The sequence below is a fragment of the Rossellomorea sp. H136 genome, assembly GCF_056838065.1.
The window spans coordinates 2,289,379-2,302,579 of the sequence record NZ_CM166371.1 but is presented as its reverse complement, the minus strand read 5'-3'; the positions used below and the strand labels follow the sequence as shown (position 1 = coordinate 2,302,579).

General features: G+C 38.6%; 16 protein-coding genes and 1 other annotated feature. Of the genes, 2 read left to right on the top strand and 14 right to left on the bottom strand.

The annotated features are described in order from the left end of the window. Positions 1-15 precede the first annotated feature (15 nt). The 3 genes from ACYH0O_RS11535 to ACYH0O_RS11525 all read right to left on the bottom strand — a co-directional run bounded on the left by ACYH0O_RS11535 (position 16) and on the right by ACYH0O_RS11525 (position 1,290). Positions 16-504: a GyrI-like domain-containing protein gene (locus tag ACYH0O_RS11535; protein WP_482632330.1), complete on the bottom strand. Its 489-nt coding sequence runs from the start codon at positions 502-504 to the stop codon at positions 16-18. 130 nt (positions 505-634) lie between these two features. Further along, on the bottom strand, positions 635-940 hold the full coding sequence (locus ACYH0O_RS11530; RefSeq protein ID WP_482632329.1) for a pentapeptide repeat-containing protein: 306 nt from the start codon (positions 938-940) through the stop codon (positions 635-637). Continuing rightward, complete coding sequence (locus tag ACYH0O_RS11525) at positions 907-1,290, bottom strand: pentapeptide repeat-containing protein (protein WP_482632548.1); 384 nt, start codon at positions 1,288-1,290, stop codon at positions 907-909. Before ACYH0O_RS11525 ends, ACYH0O_RS11530 begins: the two co-directional genes overlap by 34 nt. 78 nt (positions 1,291-1,368) lie before the next feature. Here ACYH0O_RS11525 and ACYH0O_RS11520 point away from each other — a divergent pair, with 78 nt between their 5' ends. Then, positions 1,369-1,686 (top strand): GAF domain-containing protein, encoded by a 318-nt coding sequence (locus ACYH0O_RS11520; protein WP_482632328.1) that lies wholly within the window; start codon positions 1,369-1,371, stop codon positions 1,684-1,686. A gap of 626 nt (positions 1,687-2,312) precedes the next feature. Here ACYH0O_RS11520 and ACYH0O_RS11515 read toward each other — a convergent pair. The 4 genes from ACYH0O_RS11515 to ACYH0O_RS11500 all read right to left on the bottom strand — a co-directional run bounded on the left by ACYH0O_RS11515 (position 2,313) and on the right by ACYH0O_RS11500 (position 6,166). Continuing rightward, on the bottom strand, positions 2,313-3,173 hold the full coding sequence (locus ACYH0O_RS11515; RefSeq protein WP_482632327.1) for a permease: 861 nt from the start codon (positions 3,171-3,173) through the stop codon (positions 2,313-2,315). Between the two features lie 103 nt (positions 3,174-3,276). After that, a complete protein-coding gene (locus ACYH0O_RS11510) occupies positions 3,277-3,597 on the bottom strand; it encodes an ArsR/SmtB family transcription factor (RefSeq protein ID WP_482632326.1) in 321 nt (106 codons plus the stop codon). A 153-nt stretch (positions 3,598-3,750) separates the two neighbouring features. Next, positions 3,751-4,995 (bottom strand): tyrosine--tRNA ligase, encoded by a 1,245-nt coding sequence (gene tyrS / locus ACYH0O_RS11505; RefSeq protein WP_482632325.1) that lies wholly within the window; start codon positions 4,993-4,995, stop codon positions 3,751-3,753. A 246-nt stretch (positions 4,996-5,241) separates the two neighbouring features. After that, positions 5,242-5,449 (bottom strand) — a binding site (T-box leader). Positions 5,450-5,506: 57 nt separating this feature from the next. Next, entirely contained in the window at positions 5,507-6,166 is a 660-nt protein-coding gene (locus tag ACYH0O_RS11500; protein WP_482632547.1) for an O-methyltransferase, read from the bottom strand. 165 nt (positions 6,167-6,331) lie between these two features. Here ACYH0O_RS11500 and ACYH0O_RS11495 point away from each other — a divergent pair, with 165 nt between their 5' ends. Continuing rightward, positions 6,332-8,005: a ribonuclease J gene (locus tag ACYH0O_RS11495; protein WP_482632324.1), complete on the top strand. Its 1,674-nt coding sequence runs from the start codon at positions 6,332-6,334 to the stop codon at positions 8,003-8,005. 83 nt (positions 8,006-8,088) lie between these two features. Here the strand turns inward: ACYH0O_RS11495 and ACYH0O_RS11490 are convergent, their stop codons facing one another. The 7 genes from ACYH0O_RS11490 to ACYH0O_RS11460 all read right to left on the bottom strand — a co-directional run bounded on the left by ACYH0O_RS11490 (position 8,089) and on the right by ACYH0O_RS11460 (position 13,169). Then, complete coding sequence (locus tag ACYH0O_RS11490; RefSeq protein ID WP_149155711.1) at positions 8,089-8,385, bottom strand: putative quinol monooxygenase; 297 nt, start codon at positions 8,383-8,385, stop codon at positions 8,089-8,091. Positions 8,386-8,409: 24 nt separating this feature from the next. Continuing rightward, positions 8,410-9,045 (bottom strand): nitroreductase family protein, encoded by a 636-nt coding sequence (locus ACYH0O_RS11485; protein ID WP_482632323.1) that lies wholly within the window; start codon positions 9,043-9,045, stop codon positions 8,410-8,412. A gap of 38 nt (positions 9,046-9,083) precedes the next feature. Beyond that, complete coding sequence (locus ACYH0O_RS11480; protein WP_482632546.1) at positions 9,084-9,533, bottom strand: MarR family winged helix-turn-helix transcriptional regulator; 450 nt, start codon at positions 9,531-9,533, stop codon at positions 9,084-9,086. A gap of 302 nt (positions 9,534-9,835) precedes the next feature. Next, complete coding sequence (locus ACYH0O_RS11475; protein WP_149155709.1) at positions 9,836-10,027, bottom strand: hypothetical protein; 192 nt, start codon at positions 10,025-10,027, stop codon at positions 9,836-9,838. Positions 10,028-10,090: 63 nt separating this feature from the next. After that, entirely contained in the window at positions 10,091-10,825 is a 735-nt protein-coding gene (locus ACYH0O_RS11470; RefSeq protein WP_482632322.1) for a hypothetical protein, read from the bottom strand. A gap of 59 nt (positions 10,826-10,884) precedes the next feature. After that, on the bottom strand, positions 10,885-11,310 hold the full coding sequence (locus tag ACYH0O_RS11465; protein ID WP_482632321.1) for a hypothetical protein: 426 nt from the start codon (positions 11,308-11,310) through the stop codon (positions 10,885-10,887). A 509-nt stretch (positions 11,311-11,819) separates the two neighbouring features. Then, positions 11,820-13,169: an NAD(FAD)-utilizing dehydrogenase gene (locus ACYH0O_RS11460; protein ID WP_482632320.1), complete on the bottom strand. Its 1,350-nt coding sequence runs from the start codon at positions 13,167-13,169 to the stop codon at positions 11,820-11,822. Between the last annotated feature and the right edge of the window lie 32 nt (positions 13,170-13,201).

Below are 13,201 nucleotides of genomic sequence, written 5' to 3'. Positions count from 1 at the left end.
ATCTCTTTTCTTCCATTATTTTTTCAAAACGGGAATTAAGATGTCAAAATGAGGATCCTTAAAATCTCGGTCACTGGGATATCTTTCATGCTTGATGGGAAGATCATCGAAGTATTCAACGTTCGGTTCTCTATAAGGTTGGTATTCGCTCTCTTTGAACCATTGATAAATACGATGGTAAGTATGACCGATATCATCACCTTTTTTATGGTGAGTGATCAAATAACTCATTGCTGGAATCGTGATCTCCTCCATATCTTCCGGGATCGCTTGATCTTCACATACTTCATAGGCTGAGTAATGAAGAAAACCATCCGGTCGTACATGATAGGATAAGCCAAGCTGGATTTTGGGATGAAGTGCACCTTCTAGCTCATTTACCCGCTGACTCATATGATGGATGATACGTTTTAGCTCAGGAATCTCGTTGTAAGAACCTTCCCACTTTAATCCGACGGCTTTGTATGAAGGTATCTCAACAATTTCAAAATCAAATTTCTCCATAGTTTTCCCCTTTATAAAAAATAATGTTTTTGGCTATCGTGGGTATTATTCGATATTGAGTCTCCGGAACCCTTTCAAAATATATTATTTGTGATTGCATTTGATCATTGATCCCAGAATATTCATTAGTTTATGTATTCCTTCGTACTACTTTATACGCCTCTAAAAGATCCTTTACCAAAATATTATTGATCCTCATTCCCTCAGTCTCACAATCTACTAATTCAACATTATTCAGATTGCGACCTTTAAACTGGCTCCCTTTAAGGTCACAGCGCTCAAATCTTACAGGTTCATCCTCTTCTCCAAGAGTCGTGTCATGAACATACACGCCACCGAAAGTCACATGGGCGAATTCACTATGTGAAAGATTCAAATCAGCAATCAGGGATTTTTTGAAATTTATATTTTGAAAGCGTGAATCCTTAGATTGCAATTGCTAAATTGTGCTCCCATTAGGTTGCTGTTGCTAAATGTGGAGTGACTCCCTGCGATACCATAGAAATCTGTCTCCGTCATCTCGCTCTGTTCCACTTGCAGCCGAGAAAGGTCAACTTGTCTCAAGGTGTCACCTTGAATGGAAATCTCCCTCGTCTCAACCTCTTTTGTAGTATCAGGTTGTATCCTTTTCTCATAGCAGAATTCATCTTCTGATTCAAAGATTTTATTGTACCCCATCTTCTCGTAAAAGGCATGATTATTCAGCTGCCTGCGAGATTTCTCAAGTTCCCACAATCTCACCTTTGGAAACTTCTCTTCTATTAAACTTATGGTAGATGAACCAATTCCTTTTCCCTGGTAATTCGGATCAACAAAGATACGGTCGACTCTTCGGTTTATGTAACAAGACGAGGCGATGATGCCATGACTGTTTTAAGTTCTTATAACGAAAAAGAAGAAATCATTCCAGAGGGTTACTCTGTTAAATATGGAGATACATATTGTAGGTTGATTATAATGAATGAAAACAATGAGATGCATAAGATAAACGTTGCAGAGGATACCATCATCAAAGAATTGGAAGTTACTTCTCAATTAGGTGTGAAAGGTTTTCTTGGGGTTACACTAAGAGATTTACAAGGGGATGTATTTGGAACATTATGTGTCATGGATAAAGAAGAGAAGAATTTCTGTCAGTCGGATATTGAATACCTTCAATCTATGGCAGATATTCTGTCATAGATCGTGGATTTGGATCAAACCAAAATTAATATGAATTACTAGAGTGTTCCGATTATCCCGATTACAGAAGGAATAGCTTGTCTTAGTATTCAAGGAGTCCTCGATTAAATACGTTCAGAAAAAATAATTAATAAAGTTCTCGGATATGGCTCCAGTCATGATACGGTGTACTTTATTATTGACCTATCCGGTCTGCTCATTTTAGATGGAGTTTTCCCAACGGTATTTATCAACTTAGTAAAATCACTGAAGATCATGGGTATTGAGTCGATTCTTACAGGAATTACACCTGATATTGCGAATCACGAAAAGGAAAACGGACAATTATCTCAACTACCTATTGTTAAAGTTCGCAATTTAGAATCTGCGTTGAAGTATATTGGCTTTAATTTATCCGAAACGCCGACTCATTGATTTGAAAGAAGATAGTCGCAAACTCTCTTTACTTAAATTTACCTCAAAAGAAGATGAAGCCCTACGTAAAATAACGAGGACTTCATTTTTCATTTTTAACAACATTTTTATTTACATTTTCATCTTTTACTTCAACCACTTTCACTTTGCAGCAATCCTCCTGAACTTTCTGACCAATCAAACTTTTTAACCAATTCACTTTTTTCACCTCCTTATATAAAGTAAAATAAGAACCCCGACATAGTAGACATGATGAGGACAGAGCCAATAAATGCGAGTACAAGCTTCTTTTTAAAAATGCTTTGCAGTAAAGTCACTTCCGGAAGGCTTGCTCCTGCTGATGCAATCATTAGAGCCATTACTGGTGCCAGTGCCATTCCTTTAGCAATAAGAATTTGAGAGATCGGGATCATTGTAGATAGACGGATGTATAAAGGAATCCCGATAATCGCAGCTATCGGCACCATCCACCAATTCTCTCCTCCTAAATAGGTTGTAATCCATTCTGTTGGAACAGAACCATGAATAACCGAACCAATCCCTGCCCCGATAATAAGAAAAGGATACACGTTTTTCATGAGAGAGTGTGTTTCTCTTATAGCCCTCTTAATATTGAATCCATTCTCAGGGGGTGAGAAATTTTCTACCATGACATTCTTTAGTTGTGTTTCAAATCCAAATGCACTCAACGTAAATCCAATGATAATAGAAAAAGAAGTGGTTAAAATTGTATATGCAATAGCTACTTTCCAACCCAGTAAGTACGTCATTAAGGAAAGAATCGTTAAATCCAGTACAGGTGAGGCGAAAAGGAAAACCATCACAATCGGAAAACGGACTTTATTTCGCAATAGATTTACAACAATAGGGATGGTTGAACAGGAACAAAAAGGTGTGACGAATGCAAAACCTACAGCAACCAGAGCACTAAATAGTGGATGGCTCCTATCCATCAGCTCCTCCATCTTTTTATAAGGAATAAAGCCTTGAAGTAAATGAATCACAAAGGATATTCCAACAAATAGTGCCGTTAGTTCAAGGGCAATACTGATAAAATCTTTTAATATAGTCAATTTGACTGCCTCCTTTATGTTAAATCAATTTTTCTTGATTAATCATCGAAAATTATACATCAAATTATTTTGATTAATTAATCATAAGATGTCACTATGCAAATTATTCACGCCTAAACATGCAACAAAGTTGTTCGGATAACAAGTGATTCAATTCAGTGTGATTTAATGTATAGTAACTCCACGTGCCTCGAATTTCTTTCAAGATCAACTCAGCGTCCATTAAAATTTTCAGATGGTAGGAAAGTTTAGATTGGGGTAAGTCTAATTTATCCGATAAGTCACATACGCACACTTCTCCCATTTCAGTAATTTGGTGCAGGATAAATAACCTTTTTTGATCTGCAAGTGCCTTGAATTTTTTTTCGTATTTACTGAAGGTTGAATCCAGTGATATATCTTTAAACGGAATTTGTTTATTCATGCTATCTGCTCCTTTTAAATCAAATTTATTTGATATACCCTTACTATATGCAAGGTTTTCCATTAAGTCAACTGATAAATCAAAAATATTTGATTTATTATAATAAATAAAAAAACCATCTATTCATGCTGATTAGACGACTTTCTTACGGAGTTACATAATTCTCAGCTTTTTATACTTCCTCTTCCCTACCTGCACAATCAGTCCATCTTCAATCTCTACTTCTAATTGCATATCCAGAACCTTTTCTGAATTGATTCTGATTCCTCCATTTTGAATCATCCGCCGCGCTTCACTCTTTGAAGCTTGCATATTTAACTCAACAAGTAAGTCGATAATGGACACTCTACTTTCACCTGTCCACTGTATCTCTGGAATGTCATCAGGCATGGCGCCTTTTTGGAATACTTTCTTAAAATTGTTCTCGGCTTGCCCGGCTGCTTCTTCTCCGTGGTACATGGTCACGATGGTTTTTCCTAAACGTATTTTGGCGTCTCTAGGATGGAGAGTCCTTTCGATTAATTCCTTCTCTATTTTCGATTTCTCATCTAAAGATAAGTCCGTTATCAAATTGAAGTATTTAATGATCAATTCATCCGGAATCGACATCGTCTTCCCAAACATTTGGTTAGGATCTTCATCAATTCCAATGTAATTTTGTTTTGATTTTGACATTTTATCTACGCCATCAAGGCCTTCAAGTAAAGGAAGTAATATGACCACTTGTTTCTCCTGGTTGTAATGCTCCTGAAGATGTCTTCCCATCAACACATTGAACTGCTGATCCGTCCCGCCAAGCTCCACATCACTTTCTAATGCGACGGAATCGTATCCTTGCATTAACGGGTAGAAAAACTCATGAAGCGAGACTGGCTTCCCTGTTGACAACCGATTAGAAAAATCGTTTCTTTCAATTAATCGAGCAACTGTGATCTTCGATGATAAATGAATCACATCTTCAAGATTCAACGATGACAGCCATTTGGAATTGTAATGAAGCTCCACCTTCTCTTTGTCGAGGACTTTCCCAAATTGCTCAAAGTAAGTTTGGGCATTTCTCTTCACCTCTTCATCTGTCAGCTGCTTCCTTGCCACAGACTTACCAGACGGATCACCAATTTTACCAGTGTAATCCCCAATAATGAGCTGAATGATATGACCGTTTTCTTGGAACTGCCTTAATTTGTTCAGAACAACCGTATGACCCAGGTGAACATCGGGAGCGGTCGGGTCTAGACCAAGCTTGATTTTCAATGGTGCTCCTGTTGCTATTGACTTGACGAGTTTTTGCCTTAATTCTGCTTCTGGGATGATTTCATGAACCCCATTTTTGTATACGGTTAACTGCCTTTCCACTTCTGCCTGTTGTTCTTGTGAAAGTGATTCCCACATGATCATTCCTCCTTGATTGATATGTCAGGTTGGTCGTCATCTTTGAAATCATCTAATTTCGCTGATAAATCCTGGATTTCGCTGATATATTTAAAATTCCGCTGATATATTCTGGATTTCGCTGATATAATTTGATTGCGGACGAAGCATTTGTGATTTCGCCGTTATAATTCGAAATTCGCCGTTAAAACGAAAATTTAGCCGTTATCTACTCTCTCAACTAAAAATCACACCAAAAAACCACGCCCCTAAAAAAGGGACGTGGTTAACGCGGTACCACCCTCATTGAAGATTTCTCTTCCACTTCATTCGATTAACGGACCGGCCGTTCTCTGCTACTAAGGTTCACAGAGAATGTTTAAGGAGGTAATTCGCGCTTATCTTTGTACTGATTCCCACCAGCCATCAGCTCTCTTCAACAGGGAGATAAGTCACTACTCGTTCCTATCATGACATTTAGGATTATGAATTTTCATTTATTTTACATAAGAATCCAGTAAAATACAATAATAATTTTTTATCCCTTCACAATACCCATTACAAACCCATCGTAACCTTTAGACCCGACGGTTTGAACAACCGTTGAATCAATACGGGGCTCTTTAGACAACATATCAATAAAATAGCGAACACCTTGAACGCTTTCATCTCCGCTGGTCTCATCGATTACTCTTCCACCTCGTACCACATTATCTGTAATGATGACAGCTCCAGGTTGAGAAAGCTCGAGTGCCCATTTTAAATAATTTGCATTGTTTTGTTTGTCTGCATCAATGAAAATAAAGTCAAACTTACCCTCAATAGTCGGCAGCGTATCCAATGCAGCACCTACCTTAACTTCCACCTTTTGATCCATTCCAGCATTTTGAATGTTTTTTGCGGCTACTTTTGCATGTTTTTCACTATATTCCAAGGTTACAAGATGGCCGTCCTCGGGCAATGCACGGGCAAGCCAGATCGTACTATAGCCTCCAAGGGTCCCGATTTCCAATATACGTTTAGCTCCTTTAAGCTGTGCAAGCAATGAGAGAAACTTCCCCTGATTCGGGGATACATCGATTGAAGGAAGTTCTGCTTCACTATTTGCTTTCAATACAGAATCCATAAGTGGATCTGATACTTGAAGTTTACTCGTGAAATATTGATCTACTTCTGTCCATGCATTTGTTGATGTCATCATCATCACTCCTTAGTATGTATCATTCATAAACAATAGTAGCATAATTTCCCATATAAATAATTATTTCATGTAACTTTTTATCTCTCAAAACAAAATCTAACTTAATGAAATCATCCTATTCGGGCATAATAACCAAAACAATTTCTTTTGGAGGGTTCATTCTTGCATACCAATGAACAGGCATTATCCATTTTCGCACTTGGCGGAATCAACGAAATCGGAAAAAATATGTATGTCATTCAACATCGTGATGATATTGTCATCATTGATTGTGGAGGTAAGTTTCCTGATGAAAGTCTTTTAGGAATCGACTTAATCATTCCTGATGTTACTTTTTTGGAAAAAAACAAGGATAAAATACGGGGGTTAATTGTCACTCATGGCCACGAGGATCACATAGGGGGCATTCCCTATCTTCTAAAAAAAATTAACATGCCCATTTATGCTACACATTTCACTTTAGGATTAATCGAACTAAAAGTAGAAGAGCACAGGCTTATAAGAGAGACAAAACTTGTAACCATCGACTCAAATTCCAACCTGAATTTCGGAACGATCGATGTTTCATTCTTCAAGGTAAGTCACAGCATTCCGGATTGTTTAGGTATCGTATTTCATACGCCGGAAGGAAATGTCGTACATACTGGAGACTTTAAATTCGACTTAACCCCTGCCAATCATCAATACTCAGACATTCATAAAATGGCCAGGATCGGTGATGAAGGGGTATTGGTCTTACTTTCTGAAAGCACGAATGCGGAACGGGGCGGCTTGACCCCTTCTGAACAAATGGTGGGGAATCATATGGATGAAGCGTTCTTGAAAGCCACTGGAAAGATCTTTGTCTCAACCTTTGCTTCCAATGTCAACCGGGTACAACAGGTAGTCGATGCTTCCATCAAGACAAACAGGAGGCTGGCATTATTAGGAAGGAGCATGATCAATGTGGTTTCAGTTGCCATTGAACGGGGTTATTTAACCGTGCCTGACGGGATGCTGATTGATGCTCGTGAAATCGATGCATTACCTCCCGAAAAGGTAGCGATTTTATGTACGGGTAGTCAAGGGGAACCCAGGGCTGCACTAGGTCGCCTTTCGACAGGAAGCTTCCGTGACGTATACGTTTATCCAGGTGACACTGTCATTCTGGCTGCTTCACCTATACCAGGAAACGAAAAGGACGTATCACGAATTCTGGATAATTTATTTCAACTTGGTGCCCACGTGATTTATGGAAGTGGAAGTACAACAGGCATGCATGTGTCTGGACACGGGTATCAAGAAGACTTAAAACTAATGCTAACATTAATGAAGCCGACTTATTTTATTCCTATACATGGTGAATACCGAATGCTGCATCATCACCGAATCTTGGCTGAATCGGTAGGAGTAGAAGCAGGAAACACTTTTATAATAAAAAACGGTGAAGTCGTCGATATTGAGAATTCCGTTGCCCGGCAAACGCGTGCCATTCCTGCAGGAGATACGTTTGTAGATGGCTTGAGCGTCGGAGATATCGGATCAATTGTTTTACGTGATCGAAAGCAACTTTCTGAAGATGGGATGCTTATCATTGTTATTACCCTTAGTAAGTCGGAGCATTCGATCATTTCTGGACCTGATACCATTTCACGGGGATTCGTTTTTGTACGAAATTCAGAAGACCTATTAAAGGACGTAAACCTTCTCGTTAAAAAAGTCGTAGATGAATTGTCTGCAGAAAATATTAGGGACTGGAAAGAAATGAAACAGGCGATCAAAAAAGACGTAGGTCAATACCTATTTAAGCATTTAAAGAGGAAACCTATGATTTTACCGATCATTATTGAAGTGTAATTCGAAATGTCGGGTGCTTATGCGCCTGGCATTTTTTAATGGAAAAAAGCACCTAACCAAAAGTCAGGTGCCCATTAAATGTATTATTTCTCTACCTTGTTTCCTTCATAAATCTTCACATCTAAAGGAGCCGCTAAATACTCAGGCGCTCTTCCAACAAATGAAGCAAAATGCTCACTCGCATTGTGATTTTCAACGGCAGCAGCATCTCTCCACACCTCTACCATTGTATAGACACTTTCTCTTTCAGTATCTTTCATTAAGTCATATGAGATGTTTCCCTCTTCAGCTCTGGATGCTCCTACAAGTGGGCGAATCTCTTCTAAAAATGCTTGTTCTTTGGTTGGATTAATATGAAATTCTGCATGTATAATAATCATATAATTTCTCCTCTTATCTTATTTTTATTTCCATTCTGTGATGGATTCTACTGGCAGGCGAACAGATTTGTAGCCTGCATCTGCCGCTTTTCCGATTGAAATCAGCATGACTGGATAGTAACGGTCTTTTTCCATACCGTATGCTTCAGCAATTTGATCCTTTTCATATCCCCCGATGGGATTTGTATCAAATCCGTGAGCACGTGCAGCAAGCATGAATTGCATGGATACTAACCCTGCATCGATGAGGTTCATTTCCCTGAACTGTTCAGTTGTCATCATTTGTAGTAATCCTTTAATAGATGGTAGCTGTCTGTCTCTTACTTCTGCAGGCATATATCCTTCTTCTACAGCTTTATTGTAAATCTCATCCGCATAGTCAAGGCTGTTCATATCTACAAATACCGCAATCACTGCAGAAGAAGTTTTGACTTGCGTCTGATTGAATTTCGCAAGAGGTGCAAGTTTTTCTTTCCCTTCTGGACTATCGATGACAACAAAACGCCATGGCTGCAAGTTTACAGATGATGGTGCAAGAGTGGCTTCAGTTAGTATCTCTGTCATTTCTTCTTTACTGATTTTCACAGACGGGTCATAATTACGGATGGAACGACGGCCTGTTATGATTTGTTTAAAGTTATTGATTTTTGTTTGATTCATGGTGCATTCTCCTTTTTATATAGATAAGTCTAAACTATTTAGTATTCGATCTCCGAAACATTATCCTGAATACGATTTAGCATTTCCGATAAAACCGAACGTTCTTCTTTTGTAAAGCTTCTAAAGACTTTTGAGATAAAGATCTCTTTCTCTTCATGATAAGCCTCTATTTTTTTACGGCCTTCTTCTGTTAACCGGACAAATGTAAACCTGTTATCATCAGGATTTTTCCGGCGGAAGACCATCCCTTTTCCTTCAAGCTGCTTTAAGTGCCTCGTCACGGCTGCACTATCAATATTCACTTCTCTTTGTAGAGCCGTTTGACTGATCTCTTCCACTTTAAACAACTTGTTCAAAAGATCCAAACGAGACTGACTAATTCCGGTACAGCGCTCAAACTTAGGACTCATTTGCCTATATATATCATTTAGTTGAACGATTATCTTCTCTTCTTCACGACCCGTGATGGACAAAGCATCCTCCTCCATTTCATTAATTGAGGGGTCAATCATTGACCTGTCAATTAATATATTACATATCGTTTTATAAGTCAAACATTTGGCTCTTGGGAGAAAACCGTAATGATTTAAACGAATCTTTCTGACAAATGTGGAAAGTGAAGAGTGCGTGAAAACAGGAGATTTTTGCTGGGTGAAAAAGAAAAAACCAGGTAATAAGGAAAGTCCTCTCCTACCTGGCCTTCTATATGCTCTATTATTTCTTAAACAAACTAAACTCAGGGCTCGTCACTTGTATGAGTTTAGTATACGGGATTTCACAGAAAAAAGACTTACTCCTTTGGTTGGTCTAACGCTTGATAGGCAGCCTGAAATTTTCCACCTTCTGCTACCTCTGAATGATACAATGCTTTAAGAGCAAACGTACGCTCCAAATTCATCTCATCCATCAATACTTTCAGACGGGCTTGCAATTCTTTATTATCTCTGATTAACAGTTTCATTTGTGATTTCATATATTTCATAAGGTGTTAACTCCCCTTTTCTTCTTGAACAATTCATCAATTATAACACTGCTGGTCACAGTACTAAAGGGATTTTTTATAGAACACCCTATTCACATCCTTCACTTCACATCCATTTGCAATAAATGTTCGGATCATCGGAGCGTTATGCTTACTTGTCCCCCCAATATAATTTTTTGCATGAAACTCTTTTTCTAACAGATTAAGTGCCAATTTATGAAGAATCTTACTCTTTCCTTTGCTTCTTTCATCAGGAATCAATCCGAAATAAAACAACCTTCCCTCATCTACCGTGCCCGGTTCTATATGTGGCATTATGACGCCGATAGGCTGATCTCCTTCATAAATCGCAATACAAGAATCCGTATAGCTGTCACCCAGTTCAACCTTGACACTTTTCATATGTTCTTCCATTGTTAAGGAAGATGGGACATTAAGGGAACCCTCCATCGATTGCATCCAGATATGAGCAAACTCATTTTCTGAAATAACATGTAAATTCTTCAATGTATAAGAGTGTTCGATTTCCGACTTCTCAAGCTTTTTATACACAGTAACAAATTCATCAACCATTTCATATCCTTTTCCCACTAAATATTCATCTAATTCATGGGAGAATATTTGATTCACAAGAATCTTCAAGGTAGACAAGGAATGATAGGCTGGGGTCTGTTCCAAAAATCTGACGAGTTCTTTCAGTTCTTCAATGGTCAAATCACTCGTATCCTCGATGGTCGCATAATTATCACCTTGAATGATTTTCACTTTTTCGATGAGTTGCTTTTGTTGCTTATTCATTGAAAATCCTCCTTTTCTCAATGTAATGAGTACACTGTGAAAGTTATAGGAAGCTAAGTCTATTTCTTCTTTTCAGTAGTAATCCCTGCAGCAATCAACAGTTCAACCGGGTCAATTTCCCTGCACCATTCAAACCATTCTTCCCGTACATATACATATTTAAATTGATCATTCGTGATGAACGTAGCAGCCGTTGATGCCTGATTAATGCCAGCTCGTTTTGAAATATTAGTGAGCCAACCAATGGCAAAAAAGCAGAGGCTGGAAATGAAAGCCGTATCCATTAAGCTCCATCCTCCCAAAGAGCTCGTCATTGCCGTTGCGCCAGTCATTAGTGTGAAGAGGATCATGATGATCGTAGATGATAAGTACCTAGAAGGAATGAACTTTTCTAATTGTTTACTGAATTGGTCAATGAAGAGTGCAAGGCCGGTCCCTGCAATCAGGATGACAATGGTTAATAAAATATTAAGATAGTAATTCATTTCGGGTGCCTCCATTCATAGATTATTCCCATCATTTTAGATTAGAAGAATTAAAATGAAAGGAAAAATAAGATGCCATTGATTACCCCCAGACTTAATAAAGTTATCAATAAAAACGTCCTTCCCCACATTCTTTCAAAATATAAATATAGCAATCCAAAATATATAAATCCTACAGTGATCAGACATAGAAAGAATTCTTTCGTCTTTTGCACATCTACATGAATGCCCTTCACTTGAACCAATTCGAATTTATGATTGAGATCTAGCGGGACAGTGAAGAACATGAATCCCCACCCTGCGAAAATAAAAATCCCCAACAGGCAAGGAAGGAGTACATACTCATCTGCTTTTTTGGATGATAATCTACAATCGTTTCATATTCAAATTCGTTTTTTTCTACTCTTAATCCCATAAAAAAATCCTTTCTGCCTGTTCTTTTCTACTAATACGAAAAAACAAACGGAAAGGTTTCAAAATATTCCATTTTTATCATTAAATGGTACATCCTATATTCCCAGATGTTTTCCTAAATAAATACCACTTGCAGCTGCCTGCGATAATGAATGGGTTTCTCCCGAGCAGTCACCAATCAGATACAAATTTGACACGCCTGTTTCAAAGTTCTGATCCGTCGGTAATTTAGGTTCATAGAACTTCGCATCCAAACCGTACAAAAGTGTATCAGGATGTATAGTCTCACCAATGAGCCTTTCCAAAGAAGCGAAAAACTCCTCGAGCGCCATCACATACAATTCCGGAACCTCTTCCCGAAGATTCCCATAATCCGCTTTGAGGGACGGACCTACCAGATTCCCCTGCAATGTTACTGTGTTCCTATGTAATTTGAAATCTTCCAACTTCTGAACGACGATACGCTCTCGTCCTTGATTGATTCCACCTATGATGTTCATTGCATATTCCATTGCCTCATCATGGGAGAGAAAATAGCGTGGAATGAACAAGCTGAAGTTTAGATTCGCACTTGGTGTATCCTCTTCACGTGCATTTTGTCCGTCTGGCATCACTAAGCCATGCTGGTGCTTCCTTATGATCCTCCCTCTTGGATTCATACAATAGGTAGTCGCACTGAATGATTCCCTTTCGATCTTCAGCTTCGTTTCAAATGTATCTTTTAATATCGACTGAAGCTGATCTCCTTTCATTTCCACACGCATCCCCAAATCCAGACGGGTTTCTCCTGGATAAAGTCCAAGTGATCCTGCTTGTTCTTTCAGCCATGTGCTCCCACTCATTCCTGTACCAATCACTAGTTTTCCTGTCGTAAAATCACCGCAATTGGATTTTAGATGAAAGCCCTCTTCAATCTTAGAAATCGTTTCAACTTGAGTCTCAAAACTAAACGTAACACGGTTTTCCAGCACATCAAACATTCTTTGAAAAATATCACTCGCTAAACGTGTTCCTAAATGACGGACCTCTGTTGAAAGCACCTTTAAATCAACCATCCCTGCTCTGTTCGAAAGTGACTCATTTTTCGTGCTATAGGAGTGGCTGATATCACCGCCAAACTCGCAGAGAATGTCGTCTACTACCTTCATCAAATCAATTGTCGTTTGTTCTCCAATTTTTCTACCAAGCCCTCCTCCGAAATCATTCGTATAATTAAATTTCCCCTCTGATTTACCTAGACCTGCAAACCCAATGTATTTACTGCACATGCCTTCACAAGTACATACTCCTCCCTCATCTAAACCACATGTACGTTCACTCAGTTTTTTTCCGAGATCAATCATGTGGATGGAGATATGTTCATTGTGCTTCATCAAGGTGTAAGCGAGAAACACACTGCTCACTCCTGCTCCGATGATCGTGATGTCATAATGATTCGATTGCATCCTCTGCTCCCCTTTCTTAGTTGTAATGGTGC